16 protein-coding genes are annotated in these 16022 nt (G+C 62.2%); 9 read left to right on the forward strand and 7 right to left on the reverse strand.

The features are described 5' to 3' along the window. Positions 1-46: 46 nt before the first annotated feature. Positions 47-1147 carry a CaiB/BaiF CoA transferase family protein gene (locus CJ178_RS12615; RefSeq protein ID WP_033235812.1) on the forward strand — a complete coding sequence of 367 codons (1101 nt, stop codon included), beginning with the start codon at positions 47-49 and terminating at the stop codon, positions 1145-1147. Positions 1148-1231: 84 nt separating this feature from the next. Here CJ178_RS12615 and CJ178_RS12620 read toward each other — a convergent pair whose 3' ends face one another. Both CJ178_RS12620 and yczR read right to left on the reverse strand, forming a co-directional pair. Beyond that, positions 1232-2272, reverse strand: a complete 1041-nt coding sequence (locus CJ178_RS12620; RefSeq protein ID WP_257013366.1) for a class I SAM-dependent methyltransferase — start codon at positions 2270-2272, stop codon at positions 1232-1234. 155 nt (positions 2273-2427) lie between these two features. After that, complete coding sequence (gene yczR, locus CJ178_RS12625) at positions 2428-3903, reverse strand: MocR-like transcription factor YczR (RefSeq protein ID WP_095886812.1); 1476 nt, start codon at positions 3901-3903, stop codon at positions 2428-2430. 340 nt (positions 3904-4243) lie between these two features. On the opposite strand from yczR, the gene CJ178_RS12635 reads away from it, so the two are divergent. Then, positions 4244-4714, forward strand: coding sequence for a 5' nucleotidase, NT5C type (locus CJ178_RS12635; RefSeq protein WP_095887952.1), 471 nt, complete (start codon positions 4244-4246; stop codon positions 4712-4714). Positions 4715-4768: 54 nt separating this feature from the next. Here the strand turns inward: CJ178_RS12635 and CJ178_RS12640 are convergent, their stop codons facing one another. After that, the gene (locus tag CJ178_RS12640; protein WP_033235650.1) at positions 4769-6058 is read right to left on the reverse strand and encodes an adenylosuccinate synthase; all 1290 of its coding nucleotides are present in this window, start codon (positions 6056-6058) and stop codon (positions 4769-4771) included. A 305-nt stretch (positions 6059-6363) separates the two neighbouring features. Between CJ178_RS12640 and CJ178_RS12645 the strand changes: the two genes are divergently transcribed. The 3 genes from CJ178_RS12645 (at position 6364) to CJ178_RS12655 (ending at position 8370) form a co-directional block, all read left to right on the forward strand. Next, positions 6364-7023: a hypothetical protein gene (locus tag CJ178_RS12645; protein ID WP_033235651.1), complete on the forward strand. Its 660-nt coding sequence runs from the start codon at positions 6364-6366 to the stop codon at positions 7021-7023. After that, positions 7020-7790: a site-2 protease family protein gene (locus CJ178_RS12650; RefSeq protein ID WP_095886813.1), complete on the forward strand. Its 771-nt coding sequence runs from the start codon at positions 7020-7022 to the stop codon at positions 7788-7790. The genes CJ178_RS12645 and CJ178_RS12650 overlap by 4 nt, the downstream gene beginning before the upstream one ends. A gap of 88 nt (positions 7791-7878) precedes the next feature. Beyond that, positions 7879-8370 carry a GNAT family N-acetyltransferase gene (locus CJ178_RS12655; RefSeq protein ID WP_033235653.1) on the forward strand — a complete coding sequence of 164 codons (492 nt, stop codon included), beginning with the start codon at positions 7879-7881 and terminating at the stop codon, positions 8368-8370. A gap of 115 nt (positions 8371-8485) precedes the next feature. On the opposite strand, the gene CJ178_RS12660 is transcribed toward CJ178_RS12655, so the two are convergent. Continuing rightward, positions 8486-9826, reverse strand: a complete 1341-nt coding sequence (locus tag CJ178_RS12660; protein WP_095887953.1) for an HNH endonuclease signature motif containing protein — start codon at positions 9824-9826, stop codon at positions 8486-8488. A 40-nt stretch (positions 9827-9866) separates the two neighbouring features. On the opposite strand from CJ178_RS12660, the gene CJ178_RS12665 reads away from it, so the two are divergent. Next, on the forward strand, positions 9867-10073 hold the full coding sequence (locus CJ178_RS12665) for a hypothetical protein (RefSeq protein WP_143547510.1): 207 nt from the start codon (positions 9867-9869) through the stop codon (positions 10071-10073). 894 nt (positions 10074-10967) lie between these two features. On the opposite strand, the gene CJ178_RS12675 is transcribed toward CJ178_RS12665, so the two are convergent. After that, positions 10968-11633 (reverse strand): TetR/AcrR family transcriptional regulator, encoded by a 666-nt coding sequence (locus CJ178_RS12675; RefSeq protein ID WP_033235815.1) that lies wholly within the window; start codon positions 11631-11633, stop codon positions 10968-10970. A 121-nt stretch (positions 11634-11754) separates the two neighbouring features. Between CJ178_RS12675 and CJ178_RS12680 the strand changes: the two genes are divergently transcribed. Together CJ178_RS12680 and CJ178_RS12685 are read left to right on the forward strand one after the other, a co-directional pair. After that, the gene (locus tag CJ178_RS12680) at positions 11755-12450 is read left to right on the forward strand and encodes a hypothetical protein (protein ID WP_257013115.1); all 696 of its coding nucleotides are present in this window, start codon (positions 11755-11757) and stop codon (positions 12448-12450) included. Further along, complete coding sequence (locus CJ178_RS12685; protein WP_095886816.1) at positions 12447-13256, forward strand: SDR family NAD(P)-dependent oxidoreductase; 810 nt, start codon at positions 12447-12449, stop codon at positions 13254-13256. The genes CJ178_RS12680 and CJ178_RS12685 overlap by 4 nt, the downstream gene beginning before the upstream one ends. 39 nt (positions 13257-13295) lie before the next feature. Here the strand turns inward: CJ178_RS12685 and CJ178_RS12690 are convergent, their stop codons facing one another. Then, entirely contained in the window at positions 13296-13793 is a 498-nt protein-coding gene (locus CJ178_RS12690) for a winged helix-turn-helix transcriptional regulator (RefSeq protein ID WP_045064086.1), read from the reverse strand. Positions 13794-13851: 58 nt separating this feature from the next. Between CJ178_RS12690 and CJ178_RS12695 the strand changes: the two genes are divergently transcribed. Then, the gene (locus CJ178_RS12695) at positions 13852-15282 is read left to right on the forward strand and encodes an MFS transporter (RefSeq protein ID WP_095886817.1); all 1431 of its coding nucleotides are present in this window, start codon (positions 13852-13854) and stop codon (positions 15280-15282) included. A 23-nt stretch (positions 15283-15305) separates the two neighbouring features. Here CJ178_RS12695 and CJ178_RS12700 read toward each other — a convergent pair whose 3' ends face one another. After that, positions 15306-15986, reverse strand: coding sequence for a class I SAM-dependent methyltransferase (locus CJ178_RS12700; protein WP_033235658.1), 681 nt, complete (start codon positions 15984-15986; stop codon positions 15306-15308). Positions 15987-16022 lie beyond the last annotated feature (36 nt).

Below are 16022 nucleotides of genomic sequence, written 5' to 3' on the forward strand. Positions count from 1 at the left end.
TACCGTCGGGTCAGAAGTGTTGTCGCCGTCTGAATTGGGAGTTCGTGTGTCTGCAGAAACTGTGGAGAAGAAGGGCCCGCTCGCGGGCATTCGGATCGTGGAATTCGCTGGATTGGGACCGGGACCGCACGCAGCGACTCTGCTCGCCGACATGGGCGCCGACATCGTCATCGTGCAACGCGCAGGCCAGATTCCTCAGGACGCCAACGCCTCCGACCAGATCAAGCGAGGCCGTCGTGTCGTCGAAGCCAACCTCAAGGATCCCGAGGATGTCGCGAAGGTCCTGAACCTGGTCGATCGCGCCGACGTTGTCATCGAAGGCTTCCGTCCCGGCGTCATGGAACGTATGGGGCTCGGACCCGACGTGCTGTTGGAGCGCAACCCTCGTCTCGTCTTCGGGCGTATGACGGGCTGGGGCCAGGAAGGCCCCCTCGCGAGCGCCGCCGGCCACGACATCAACTACATCTCCCTCACCGGCGTCCTCAACGCCATCGGTCGCAAGGGTGAACGTCCCGTTCCGCCGCTCAACATGGTCGGCGACTTCGGTGGCGGTTCCATGTTCCTGATCTTCGGCATCCTGTCCGCCCTGGTCGAGCGTTCGATCTCCGGTAAAGGCCAGGTAGTCGACGCGGCCATGGTCGACGGCACCCTCGCCCTCTCACACATGATGTGGGCCTTCCGTGGCCGCGGCGTCTGGTCCGACGAGCGTGGTGTCAACCTCCTCGACACCGGTGCGCCGTTCTACGACACCTACGAGACCTCCGACGGCAAGTACATGGCCGTCGGTTCCATCGAGCCGCAGTTCTACGCCCTGCTGCTCGAAGGCCTCGAACTGGATCCGTCGACGCTTCCGCATCAGATGGATTCCAGCAAATGGGACGACATGAAGGCACTCTTCACGGAGAAGTTCCTGTCCAAGACTCGCGACGAGTGGGCCAAGATCTTCCTCGGCACCGACGCGTGCGTCTCGCCGGTACTGACCTTCGCGGAAGCACCGTCGAACGAGCACATCGCAGCGCGCGGCTCGCTCATCGAACTCGACGGCGTCACCCAGCACGCTCCGGCACCGCGTTTCTCCCGCACCCCGGCGAGCGTTCCGTCGCCGCCGGCGCGCGAAGCGACGGATATCGACACGGTCTGGACCTAGGGCCTTCGGCCCCGTGTTGACCTAGGGCCTTCGGCCCCGTGCGCCTTTCTGGTAGTTCCGGCTACCACAAAGGCGCACAGGGCGTCAGCCCAATCGGTAGAACCGCAAGAACTCGTGCTCGATCGGCAGCACATCCACTCGCTCGAAACCTGCTGCCAGGGCAAAACTTTCGAGTGTCGACTTACGCATGACCGTTCCCGTCCCGACGCTTCCGGGGTGGGAGAGACTGTCCGGCAGGCAGCAAGTCAGCGAATACCCGTAGAGCAGTTGCTCCACCTGCCCGGCATTCGGATCGAAAGAACTCGCTGTGCGCTCGTCCATGACGATCACCGGTGCGCCGGGGCGCGCGATCGACCGGGCGGTGGACAAAAACCCGACCGGGTCCGGCACGTCGTGCAGACATTCGAACGCAAAAACAGCGTCGTAGGTACCCGATTCCACCCGCTCCTGCTCAGGGGCCTGGCCGGCCACATCGACCAACGAGAAATGCACACGGTCGTCGACGCCGTAGTCGCTCGCATGCCGGCGCGCCGCAGCCACAGACGCCGCGTCCACGTCGAAGCCGTGAACCTCGACTTTCGGGTATCCGATAGCCAGTGCCACCGAAGACCATCCCTCCCCCATTCCGAGATCCGCGACCTTCGCCCCGTCGGTCAACGTGGTGTGCAGATCCGGAATGATCGGCAAGAACTCCTGGCACAACTGGCGCAGGAACATCGGGCGGTTCAGCAACGCCTGCCCCTCGCGCGCGTCAACGCCCATGGACTCCCAGGTCACCCCGCCGCCGTGGCGATACGCGTCGAGCAGTCTGGGCATCGACGTTGTCGTCGCCACGAACAATCGGGCCATCGGCGCCACATACAGCAGACTGTCCGAATCTACGAGTACTGCGGCGTGCGCGGCGGACAAGGTGTATCGGCGGTCTGCATCCGCACTGACGTCCAGATACCCGGCCACGGCCTGTTGTTCCAGCCATTCGCGGGCATACCGTTCCACCGTTGCCGTCCGATCGGCCAGTTCCGTCGACGTGAGGGGCCCGAAGTCGGCCAGGGCGCGATACCAGCCCAGCCGATCTCCGAGGTAGACCGCTTGCAGTTCTGCCGCCCCGATCGCGGCCGCGAACATCCGTTCCGCCAATGCCTCCGATTCGCTGACGCCTTCTGCCCCGGCTCCCCCTGCCCCAGCTCCCGCTGCACTGACTCCTTCGACGGTTGCCATCGAAACCTCCTGGATTCACCTTGGTTTCCAGGTGGGTACCCGCGCGAGCGCAGGCTAGCCGCTCAGACGACGACGAGGCGTTGGTCTGCAGCGTCCCGATCGGTCGCAAGGGTGTCGTATGCAGCGGCGATGGACGCGACTCCGCGGATCAGATCTTCCGACGAACGTGCGTATGGCACACGGATGAACCGCTCGAAAGCACCTTCGACGCCAAATCTCGGGCCGGCTGCGAGGAGCACTCCGAAGTTGGGCGCCACCGCCGCCAAGGCAGTCGACACGGGTGCCGACATGCGCATCCATACCGACATTCCGCCCGAGCCGATCGTGGGGCTCCAGTCCGGGAGTCGCTCGGCTACCGCGTCGAGCAGAACCGATCGTTGCTCGCGCAGGACCGCGCGACGCTCGTCGAGCAGCGAGTGGTCGTCGGCGAGGAGGTATGCCGCGGCAAGTTGATCCATGACCGGGGTACCGAGGTCGACAGCCGCGCGAGCGCCCACCAGCTGGGTGATCAGTGCGGGGTCGGCCCGAATCCAGCCGACGCGCAAGCCGCCCCACAGTGACTTCGCGGTGGAACCGAGGGTTACGACATCCGTCTTGGCGGCGCCGCGTCCGTGCGCTGCCACCGGAGCGGGCGGCGGCGCATCGAGCCACAGGTCCACCATGGTCTCGTCGACGACAAGCGTCATCCGGGTCTCGTGGGCGATCTTGGCAAGCTCCGCGCGCCCTGCGGAATCCATGCACAGACCCGTCGGATTGTGGAAGTCCGGAATCAGGTAGGCCATGCGAGCTGCGGTTTGCCTTGCAGCACTTCGGATTCCGTCGAGGTCCCAGGCTCCGGCGGCGGCAAACTCCGGGCGCACCGGAACCGGAACGGGCCTGGCCCCGTTGCGCCGAATCGCTTCCAGCGCATTGGGATACGTGGGGTGATCCACCAGTACCCGTTCGCCGGGAGAGGTGAGCACCGACAACAACAACCGCAAAGCGTGCTGGGCGCCGGAGGTCACCATGATCTGCTCGGGTGTCGTAGGCAAGCCGCGTGCGCTGTAACGACGCGCGATGACGTTCCGCAGCTCTGCGATGCCGATCGGCTCCATGCCGTGAGTGGGCAGGAACTGCGGAAGTGACTCCAGCGCAGACGCATACGCCTGCTGCACCTGCTCGGCCGGGGCAGCCATCGCGGCATAACTGAGATCGACGACGGCACCGCTCGGGCCGGGTTGGTGCTGGCGGAACATCAAGCCGTTCGGCCGCGCACCGGCAGGCAACGCCACGGTGCTGCGCGAACCCTGACGGCTGATCAGATAGCCCTCGTCCCGCAGAACCGAGTACGACGACGTGATCGTGGTGCGGCTCAGTTCGAGCACGGTTGCGAGTTCACGCTCGCTCGGCAGAGCCACGCCCAACGGAACGCGCCCGTCGTGCACGAGTAAGCGAATACCGTCGGCCAGTGCGCGGTAGGCGGGCCGTCGTCCCGATTCCTCCTGCCAGGACCCGAGATCACGCGCAAGGGAACGGGCACCGAGAACTCGAGTCATCATGCGGTCCAGTATCGAGTACTTGGCTATGTAATTCAATACCAGTGGACCTGATGATGAGCTTATGACTACCTTCGCAACGCTTATCGGCATCGGACTCTTTGTGGCCGTCGTGTACTTTTTTGCGCCAGCAGAAGGTGAAGGTACATACATTCGAGTGGAACAGTTTCGCCTGGCAGCACCGCTTGGCGGCATCTTCGGCGAGGTCGGCGAACGGTCCGGGAACAACTCTGTCGGACCCCCGTGCCATTGTGATGAGGGGGAAGAATTCACTGATCTCAGTCCAGTTCGATAAAACTGGACTCTTTCTGCTCGAAGAAAGGCGCAGATGCCTGAATCCAAGATGTCTGAATCCAAGAAGATTCTCTACATCGACCTCGACAACACCCTCGTCAACTTCCAGTCCGGCATCGATCGCCTGACCGACAATGTGCGAAAGAAATTCGAAAACGACCTCGACGAAGCCCCACACATCTTCTCGCGTATGGATCCCCTCGACGGCGCGATCGACGCGTACCACCAACTAGCGCGGCAGTTCGACACCTACATCCTGTCGACTGCGCCCTGGAAGAACGCAACCGCGTGGCACGACAAGGTCCTGTGGGTCCAGGAACACCTCGGACTGGAAGAAGGCAGCGTCGCGTACAAGCGCTTGATCCTCTCGCACCACAAGCACCTCAACCGAGGCGACTTCCTCGTCGACGATCGCGGAGCCAACGGCGCAGACAGGTTCGAGGGCGAGTGGATCAAGTTCGGCACCACCAAGTTTCCCGATTGGACGAAGGTCACCGAATACTTGTCGACGCGAGCCTGAAACACGAAATCCCCGCTCCTACTTGAAAGGAACGGGGATTTCGACAAACAATTCCTAGCGGATGACCTCGCGGCGGACGATCGTCTCGTCACGGCCGGGGCCGACACCGATGCAGGACATGAACGCACCCGACAGTTCTTCGAGTCGAAGCACGTAATTCTGCGCGGCCTGCGGAAGCTCCTCGAACGTGCGAGCCTTCGAGATGTCCTCGGACCAACCCGGCATCTCTTCGTAGATAGGCTTGGCGTGGTGAATGTCGGTCTGCGACATCGGCATTTCGTCGTGACGCACACCGTCGACGTCGTATGCAACACAAATCGGCACCGTCTCGAGGCTGCTGAGCACGTCGAGCTTGGTCAGGAAGTAATCGGTGATGCCGTTGACGCGCGTTGCGTAGCGGGCGATTACGGCGTCGAACCAACCGGTGCGGCGGCCACGACCGGTGGTGACACCGACCTCACCGCCCTTGTCGGCCAGGTACACACCGAACTCGTCGAACAGTTCCGTCGGGAACGGACCCGAGCCGACGCGTGTGGTGTACGCCTTCAGGATTCCGAGAACAGTGGTGATCTTGGTGGGGCCGATGCCCGAACCAACCGCTGCGCCACCGGAAGTGGGGTTGGACGACGTCACGTACGGGTACGTGCCGTGGTCGACGTCGAGCAGCGTTCCCTGTGAACCCTCGAGCAGGACGGTCTCGCCGCGCTCGAGAGCGAGGTTGAGTTCGAGTCGCGTGTCCGAGATACGGTGCTTGAAGCCCTCCGCCTGCGTCAGAACTTCTTCGACAACCTGCTGGGGATCAAGAGCCTTGCGGTTGTAAATCTTGACCAGCACCTGGTTCTTGAATTCGAGTGCCGCCTCGACCTTCTGGGTCAGGATCTTCTCGTCCAGGACATCCGCTGCGCGTACGCCGACGCGAGCGATCTTGTCCTGGTAGCACGGGCCGATTCCGCGACCGGTAGTGCCGATCTTCTTGGCACCGAGGAAGCGTTCGGTGACCTTGTCGATGGCCACGTGGTACGGCATGATCAGGTGCGCATCGGCGGAAAGCAGCAGGCGGGACGTGTCCACGCCGCGCGATTCCAGGCCCGCGAGTTCGGTGAGCAGCACTCCGGGGTCCACCACGACGCCGTTTCCGATGACATTGGTGACGGCCGGTGTGAGGATTCCGGACGGGATGAGGTGCAGTGCGAATTTTTCACCGTTCGGCAGAACTACGGTGTGTCCGGCATTGTTGCCGCCCTGGTATCGCACGACCCACTGAAGCTGCTCGCCCAGTAGATCTGTAGCTTTGCCCTTACCTTCGTCGCCCCACTGGGCGCCGATCAGGACGATTGCCGGCATGACGTTGTCTCCTACGGTCGACGTGCAGCAGTTGTCCCGCCGCATTGGTACTGCCTGAATCCGCGCACTCTTGTGCAGCCGAGCTGTTGCAGTGACCGAAGGAGAAGTCTAGCCCAGAGCACACGATCAAACCCTTCGGTCCAGAAATCGGCTCGTTGTTGTCGCAGTTGTCGGTCTGTACCCGACGTCGCATTAGGATCGTGGTCTGCAATTCCGACGACTGTTCCCCAGCCAGGTGAGCGGTGTCGGTGGTGCAACCACCGCCGACAAAGTCATGATCGAGCTAGGAGCGCGCGTTGACCCCAGTGGTACTCAGATGTGGCGATTCACCCGTGCCTCTCCCGTTGGGCGAGGTCACGTCGTTCGCGCTGCCGGAGGTGCCCGAGAAAGACGACTTCAGTGAGGCCCTGGCACAACTGAAGGTCGTCTCCGAACCCCGCTTGATTGTGGTCGGCACGGACGCGGCGTTTGCCGCTGTGCTGACGCGACTGATGCGTCTCGAGCTATTGGACGTCGAGCTCGCCTACGTCACGGAGGATCGGTCGGACGCCACCGATGCGTACAGACTGTCCACGGGCGCAAAAGCTGCCCGCGCAGCACTCAAAGGCACCGCGCACGTCGTGCCACTGATTCGCGACGACGCCGGAATAGCGCTGGTCGGCGCTGCCACGGTCACCGGCCCAGGTGGAACCGAGGAATTGATCGGTGAGGCGTACGTCGACGACAACAAACTCTTCTCGGGCACTGTGCAGGGTGTCCGGATTGTTCCGAGCCCCAAGCTGCCAGGCATCCGGGCGTCCGTTGATCGCCGCAGTCGCTGGGCTGGGCGACGGTGGCTGGAAGGTCGAGCCGTCCAACTGGGAGCGCCCGCAGCTCACCTCGTGCGCGACGGTGTTCCGAACCCCCGAGACCTCAAACGCTCGACGTTCTACCGCCACGACAAGACCTGGCTGTTGGTCCGGTGAGAACGGGCGCTGCGAGGTCAGCCGTGCGGCCCAGCCCCGTCTTCCTCGGGGTCGTGGCCGTCGCTGTCCTCGGCGGCGTTGTTGCCTGGGGTTCCGAATGGGGTTCCGTGTCCGGTCGGGCCGGGGTTTTTGTTCTTGTCGTCGCCGGTTGGGTGGTGACTCTCTGTCTCCACGAGTTTGCGCACGCTTCTATTGCGTGGCGACACGGCGACACCGACGTCGCAGCCCGTGGATATCTGACGCTCAACCCGTTGAAATACAGCCATCCTTTGCTCTCGATCGGGCTCCCGGTGCTGTTCATAGCTCTTGGCGGTATCGGCTTGCCCGGCGGTGCGGTTTATCTCCGCACCGGGATGTTCTCGCCCAAAGTCCAGGCCCGCATCTCCCTGGCCGGTCCGGCAACCAACGCCATCGCCGCCATAGTCTTGCTTGTCGTCATACGCATTTACGGATCCGGACCAGAGCATGTGACGTTCTGGGCGGGGTTGAGTTTCCTCGCGTTCCTGCAGGTGATGGCGACCGTCCTCAACCTGTTGCCGGTTCCCGGACTGGACGGCTACGGCGCGCTCGAACCGTTCCTGAAGCCAACGACCCGAGCGCAACTCGACCAGTTCAAACCGTATGGATTACTCCTTCTGGTCGCAGTTCTCTTTGTCCCTCAGGTCAACGTGATCTTTTTCGACGCGATCTATTGGATCTTCGAACTCAGTGGGGTACCCGGGAACTACGCGGCGGCCGGCAATTCGTTGATGCGCTTCTGGACGTAACGGAGATCGCACCCTTCCGAACAACGCTGAACGCCGACATGAGAACCTGACATTTCGGTCTATTAACTTTTCAACAGGAGCACCACTGATGATTTCGGCGTCGATAGAGTGCGGCAATTCGGTGTACACCATCCGAAAGGCAGAGCTTCACGACGTAGGCACCCTGGTAGACCTTCTAGCCGACGACCCCATCGGGTCCACTCGTGAAACCACAAATCCCGACGCCCGGACGATCTACGAGAAAGCTTTCGAGAAGATCGACGCCGACGACGCACACCTGCTTGTTGTTGTCACCACCGCCGACGACAACGTGATCGGCACCGTGCAACTCACCTTCATCCCCGGACTGAGCCGGATGGGTGCAACCCGGATGCAGATCGAGGCCGTTCGGGTGCACGAGGATCACCGCAGCCAGGGAATCGGGAGCGCAATGCTGCGTTGGGCATGCGACGAGGGGGCACGCCGCGGCGCATTCCTCGCTCAGCTCACCTCCGACCAGACGAGGACAGAAGCCCACGAGTTCTACGAACGCCTCGGATTTGTCGCCTCACACATCGGGTTCAAGAAGTCCTTGAGCTAACGCACGGCTGAATATCGCCACGGAATTTCCGAACCTGCGCATGCCTGTTGGCTTCGCATCGGCATTCTGGTGATGCGAAGCAAACGCGCAGTGTTCAGTTCCGGCAGGGCCGGTTTCAGTCTCGATGCACGGGCCCTTGGCGGGTGGTGGAGCGACGGCGTCGTTGTTTCGGGTCGATCGCGGCCGGCGGGATGAACCACGGTTTGTGATCGGTGCCCATTTTGACTTCCCAGATCCCGCGGAACCCGCTGGTGCTGTGGATCAATCGGTGGTGATTTCGGCAGAGGAGGGTGAGGTTGTCCATTACCGTCAGGCCTCCGACTGACCAGGGTTTTATGTGGTGGGCGTCGCACCAAGCCGGTACGGCGTCGCAGTTGGGGAAGGCGCAGCCTTTGTCGCGGGCGATCAGTGCCGTCCGCTGCTCGGGTGTGACGAGGCGTTTGTGTGGCGTCGCATCCAGCGGCGCACCCTTGCCGTCCATCAACACCGTCGAGAGCATGCAATCGCACGCAAGCATGCGCGTCAGGCTCACACTCAGTGGTCCCATCCAGGGCATGTACCCGACATCAAGATCCTCGACATCAGGCTCATCGAAATCCGCCGCGACATCGCTACGCATGGTGGCGCATTCCCGATGCTCCGCAAGATCTTTCGCAGTGATGTGCACATTCACATGCGGACGCTGCCCACCATCAACACCGGTGACGGCGTTGTCGAGGTACCGGCGAATAAGCTCCGTGAACGCATCCGCGGTTCGTTTGGCAGCTGATCGCTGATCCGGGGTCCCGTCCGCGGCCGGTTTCGGCATCGACAAACCCGAGAGAGCCGACAACAACATTTCGCCGGTCAACGCGTCGAAATCACCCTTGATAGCCACGCGCCCGTTGAGCGTCGGCGAAATCCGTAACACATTGAGATCATCATCCTCACCGGGCGGGGTCTCATCCGATTCGAAGATCCGCTCCAAAACCGCAATCGCATACCGCAGCTTGATGGTGGTCGCCTCCACCCCGGATGCCGCCGCGAGCAGTGTTGCCATGCAGGACGGTAGAGCGTTCTCCGGCATACCTTTTGGTGGGGATTCACAGAACGCGACAATTATTGCCGCATGATCGAGCGAGAGATCACCGGCCTCGAATTGGGCAGCAATGTCCGGGAACACCCGCAACGCGGCACCAAGGGCAGCGATTTTGTTGCCGGCTGCGTTCTGCAGCATCGTGTTCGCCGCCAACCACCGACCAACACCCCGGTAGCACAGCACCTGCTCATCAGGATTGAGCGCCAACTCATCTACTGCGGCAACCCGAATCGCTTCCAGCCGAAGAATTTCCGCCGATGCACAGACGGCAACGTCCCGAACCTCGGCCGGACGCAACCGCCACAACCTGCCACGCACACCCGCAGCCGAACCGGCTACAACATCCCCCACCGAAACAAAATCGCTGACCGTGGTCATCAGAGCCTCCCCACCCTTGACCACAATGATACTCGAACGTTTGTTCGATTCAAGAGGCATTTCGGACAGGTTCCAAGAATATTCACTCGAGCCGGGCCTCTTTGCCGAACTCGAACAGTTCATCGCAACCTCCGATCTCCCCCACAACGTCAAAGACACCGCCCGACGCAAACTCGCCGACCCCACCCTCAGCTGGGAAACGATCGCCCAAAACTCGACGCCACCTGTCGTCACCTCGACCGCATAGCCCCGCCACGAAAGATTCGACACCGACCAACTCGCCGCCACGAACTGATCAAACCAGGTTCCTCCCCAAACTGCTTAAGGTGTTTCAGGGGTGTTTCACTCCCCGAGCGGCCAAGAAAGTCGTCGCACAAGTCGCCCGGAACACCGTGTCGAGGGGAGCGACTCTACGGACTCTCCGGAAGGAAACACCATGACCGAGACCAACACCGCCTGATTCATTACAGTGCCCCGCATCGCAGGACACGGTGGATACGAAAACAAGTGCTACACCCATTACGTCCAAGACAACGGCGGCCACGACTGCCTGCACGGACCGATGGTCCAGACGGACGCAGAATGGCTCGCGAACAAGATGAACACCCAATGGGGCTAACCACCAGCGTCAAGGGTTTTCGGTGGTATTGAGCGCGAACGCGAACTCGGTCGTCGAGACAGTCGACTGTATATCCGCTGGCAAGCCAGCGCGAAGCGGCGGCGCGGCAGCCATGGACAAACAAGATTGCCTCGAGCGGTCATCCTCCACCTGAATTTTCGGGTGGTCATGGAACTTTTGATCGAGCCTCACCACAATGCAGGCTGCACGGGTGATTCATCGGATACGTTTCGGCACTTACGTTTCCGTGACAGAAGGCGCACTCCCTTCGCCACGGATCGGGCTGACACCTGGGTAGGCGACCTCTCCGTCGTGTCCTTAAATAGCGATCAAGTCACACTTCTCGATAAGCAGTCGACTGTCGAGAACGCCGCGGCGGCCATCCCTTAAACAAATCAGTGCTTTTCCAGAGCGGAGCGCAGCGGAGTTCAATTTGGGACACCGTAGGTGGCCGGATCAACCGTCACATCACAGGCAAACCACCCTTGGGTAAGAAAATGACGCGGATCGCCTCTGCAATGCTCACGGCTTTTCCTCGGGCAGTCGCCGGCGGGCGTGGTCGGCGGCGCCGTTGCCGGTGATCAGCCACAGCGTGCTCAGGTCATCGATCAGTTGCTCAAGGGTGATATCGACAGTGCCGTTGAGCCAGCTCATGATCGCCTCGGCGGTGCCGCCGACGAGGAACGCCGGCGTAACTCGGGCCAGGCTGTCTCGTTCGAGTTTTACATCGTGAACTTCGCGGGCGTGTTGAACCAGGATCGTCGCGAGGCCTTGAACGACCGCGGCCCGGTGGGCCAACACCGCAGGGGACGCGGAAACCGCGTCGAAGAGCACCCTGGCGCGACGAGGGTCCTCGACCAGGGCTCGCACCGCAGCGTCGATGCTCTGAAAGGCCCTCTCCTGCAGGGACTTCTTTGCTGACATTGCGAACGCGAGGACGGCACTCTCGCTTACGTGACGTGCGGTTTCCTCGACGACGGCCGCCGCCAGTGCATCGAGGGTGTCGAAGCTTTCGTAGAAATAGCGTTTGTTCAGCCCTGCGGTCGAGCACACCCTGGCGACCGTCGCTGTGCGCCACTGGTCAGTGGCCATGATTCCCAGCGCGGCGTCGATGAGCTGGTTGCGGCGAACCCGCACCCGCTCGCCGGCATCGATTCCGCCGTAGCTCCGCGCAGGCTGGGCACTCATGACAGCCATAGTGGCATTCACCTCGTCTCGTTCGCTGCGTAGGGCCCTTGACACCTGTCGACCATATTTGGCACAGTTTGGTACCAGAATAGTTCATCGGCTACCGAGAGGACGTTCATCGATGTCACCCACACCGCATGCTGCTACCGCTGCCACCCAACTTCCCTCCACCGTCACAGCGGTGATCGGGCCGATACTGGCCGAGTTGCGTGAGCTCTCCAAACACGCGCCGGGTCGAGCGCGAGTAGAGGGATGGCGGTACCTGCGTGAGCTGAGTAGGGCCGACCGCCGCGACCAGATCGGCGCGTTGTTTGCCGCCGGAACACGGCCCGCGCAGCTCGACGGTGCCTACGAAGGTTTGATCGTGGGCAAACTCTTCAATGTTCCCGAGGCCGCGTTGGCCAATCCGCTGCTCGCGATCAACCCGACGTGGCAGGGCAAGACGTTCAACGCCGAGTCAGGTACGGGGTTCAATCGACTGATCCCGTTGGCGCGCTATGCGATGCGGGTGATCGCGCCGCTCTATCGCGGCCTGCGTCGGGCCGGCCCGGAGATTGTGGGCTTCGACTTTCGCTACAGCGCCGATGTCGGACTGGTCACTCCCAAGATTCCCGTGATCGCGCTGGACTACGGCATCGAGGAGTACTGCAATCCGAGTGTGCGGACCTTCCCGATCAAACGCACCCGTGACGAGATCGTCGAGTTGCTACCAGGGCTGCACCTCGGTAGAGCGTTGCTCACGATGCACACCGGTGAGATTCGTACTATCGCCCACTTTGCGTTGCGCCACTTCGAGAACGAGGAGGTGCGGTCATGATCGAACTCGACGGGGCCGTCGTCTGTGTCACCGGCGCAGCCCGCGGCATCGGACGTGCCACTGCTGCTGAACTTTCTCGCAGGGGAGCACTTGTGTGGATCGGTGACCTCGACGCTGAGGAGGCCGCCCGCACCGCTGCTGAAATCGATGCCAAGTCAATGTATCTCGATGTCACTAAAGAGGAAAGTCTGCGAAAGTTCTGGGCTGCCGCCAGCGCCGACGGCCCGGTTCGGATGCTCGTCAACAATGCCGGAATCATGCGGCTAGGTCCGTTCGTGGACCAAAGCCTCGAAGGCCATCATCAGGAGGTGGCGGTCAACCTCGGCGGCGTCATCAACGGCATGTACGTCTTCCTCCCCGACATGTTGGCCCGCAACTGCGGCCACATCGTCAACGTCGCATCAATGGCCGCCAAGGTGACCACACCAGGAATCGCGGTGTACTGCGCCACCAAGTTCGCCGTTGCCGCCCTGTCGCGGGCTGTGCGCGCCGAAATTGCCCACACCGCAGTCACGGTCACTACGATCATGCCTGCGGCAGTCAACACCGAACTCACCTCTGGTGTTTCGCTCGATCTGCAACCCACGCTGCAACCCGAACAGGTAGGTCGCGCCATCGCCGACACTGCACGCCGACCAGGTCGCGAGGTCACAGTCCCGCGCTGGCTGGCACCGATAGGAACGCTCGAGGAAGCTGCACCTGAACGTCTCTTGCAAGTCGCTAAGCGTGTCGTCACCCGCAACCGGCCACCCGGGGATTACGACGACACCCAGCGCCGCGCGTATCTCGACCGAATCCTCCGATGACCACCTTGCTCAACAGGATCGCCAATCGATATTCGACGATTAGCTGTTGCCGCGCACCCGAGCGCCGTTCACGGACACCCGCAACTCCCCCAGTGGCACAACGTGGCCGGATTGGTTGCGCACGTCGACCGTCACGGGTTCACCAGTGCTGTCGTCGGCAACGTTGAGCGGCCCACCCCTGCCCCCGTGCAGGTACTTGTCGCCCCACTGCATGAGCGCCAACACCGCCGGCAGTAAATCCCGGCCCATCTCGGTGAGCACATACTCGTGCCTGGTGCGCTTCCCGGGCTCCTTGTACGGCTGACGCTCGAAGATGCCGGCAGCAGTGAGATCCTTCAGGCGCGCCGACGCTACCGCTTCGGTGATACCGACCCGCGACGCAAAATCATCGAAACGGGTTGTGCCGTAATAAGCCTCACGCAGGATGAGCATCGCCGACCTCGTGCCGACCACTTCCATTGCGCGGCCGATCGAGCAATGCGTGGCTTGCCACGCGTCCCGATCCGCCAAGACTCCGGTCAGTCGCACTGCGTCCATGCTCACCACCATACTCCCTGACTTGCTATTGCCATAGCCAGGGTTTAGGTTCCTGACTATGGAACTCAACAGTCAGCCCGTCAGGACGGGCCCACTTCTGGCAATCCTGTCGGGAGCACCATTTGTTGCGAGCCTCGATCTCTTTGTCGTCAATGTGGCCTTCGGCGACATCGCCGAGAGCTTTCCCGGACATTCACTCGGCGAGTTCAGCTGGATCCTCAACGGATACGCAATCGTCTACGCCGCACTGCTCATCCCACTCGGGCGTTGGGCTGACCGCATCGGCCCCAAACGAGCGTTCATCGCCGGTCTCGCACTCTTCACTCTCGCCAGTGCCGCTTGCGCTTTCAGCCCGTCACTGTGGATGCTCGTGACATTCCGCATCGTCCAGGCCGTGGGCGCTGCAGCACTCACCCCGGCCAGCCTCGGACTTCTGATCAACGCACTCCCGGCCGCGAAACGCCAATCCGGCGTTCGCATCTGGGCCGCTTCCGGCGCTGCGGCAGCGGCATTCGGCCCCGTTGTCGGCGGCATGCTCGTGGAGGCGTCGTGGCACTGGGTGTTCCTGATCAACGTTCCCATCGGGATTGTGCTGCTCTACTTCGCCGTTCGACTGGTCCCGGATGCCGCGGAGAAGGACCCCGATGCAGGAATGGACCTGGCCGGCGCCGCACTCCTCACCGTCGGCATCGGCGCTCTTGCTCTCGCACTGGTTCAGGGTCCTGACTGGGGATGGACAGACCCGCGCATCGTTACTGCCTTTGCACTCGCCGCGGTCACTCTGATTGCCTTCTGGTGGAGCAACTCCCGCCACTCCGCTCCGCTGATCGCGCCGGATCTCCTGAAAGTCCGCTCGTTTGCCTGGTCGAATATCACCGCCATCTTGTTCAGCGCCACATTCGCGGCCGGACTTCTCGCGAATATCCTGTGGTTGCAAGAAGTCTGGGGATACTCGGCACTGCGAACCGGATTTGCGGTCGCTCCCGGTCCGATGATGGTTCCGTTGTTTGCCATCGTGGGCGGAGCCCTCACGCGCAAATACTCCGCCGGCCGAGTAGCCTCTCTGGGCAGCGCGCTCTGGGCAGCCGGCACACTCTTTGTCCTGCTGTCGGTGGACACGACACCGCACTACGCCACCCAACTGCTGCCGGGGTGGATCGTCACCGGGATCGGCGTCGGCCTCGCTCTGCCCACCATCCTCTCGCAGGCAACTGCCGACCTACCCGCTGCGCGATCGGCCACGGGCAGCGCCGTCATCAGCATGAGCCGTCAGATCGGTACTGTGCTTGGCGTGAGCATCCTGATCGCAGTCCTCGGAAGCGCGGTCGACTACAACACCTTCCGACAAGCGTGGTGGGTCATCGTCGCAATTGCTGTTGCATCCGCAGTCGCATCACTCGGGATGACTCCCACCTCCAGCACGGATACCGCCGGCACGAAGTCAGCCAGCACGAAGTCAGTGCCGCAGCAGACCGTACCTGTCGAGTAGTCCGGCAAGGTCCGGCCCGTCAGTCAGTGACCCAACGCCGTCCATTCGGGATCCGGCTTGCTCGCCACTACCCGGAACACGACCCCGCCCCGTCCGCTGCGCTGCACTTCGTCGATCAGGAAACCCGCGTCCTCGAGGTATCCGATGGGATCGCGAGTGAGGTGGTCGGAACCGAAACGCACAAAAAGCGGTTCCACCACCTTCATCACGGCCCGCGCAAAAACATTGGTGCTCGGCCCGTGTTCCGCCAGTACAAATCGACCGCCGGGCACCAAAACGCGGAAGGCCTCGACTGCAGCTCGGCCCGGATCAGGAATCGTGCAGAACGCGTAGGTGGACAGCAGCGTATCGACGCACTCGTCGGGGATATCCAGTTCCTGCACGTCTCCGTACCGAAGGTCGACGCTTGTGCTCACACCCTCGGAGACCCTGGCGCGGGCCTGATCGAGCATCGCTTTCGAGATGTCCACTCCGATGACATAGTCGACGTCCTTACCGTAGAGCGGCAAGTTCAGGCCGGTACCGACGGCAATCTCGACGACGCGGCCGCGCGCTTTGTCGACTGCCCATCTACGTGCGTCACCGAGTGCAAAGCGCTCGAAGCGTCCGATCTGTCGGTCGTAGTGAGTCGCCATCGCGTCGAAACTCTTGGCGACCTGTGCTGTGTCCGGTTCGCGCATGATGCCCCATTCGGTCGATCCCATTCGGTCGATCCCCTGTGCAGTCTCGCACGCGAACAA

It is taken from the genome of Rhodococcus sp. ACPA4, from assembly GCF_002300185.1.
Classification (GTDB): domain Bacteria; phylum Actinomycetota; class Actinomycetes; order Mycobacteriales; family Mycobacteriaceae; genus Rhodococcus_F; species Rhodococcus_F globerula.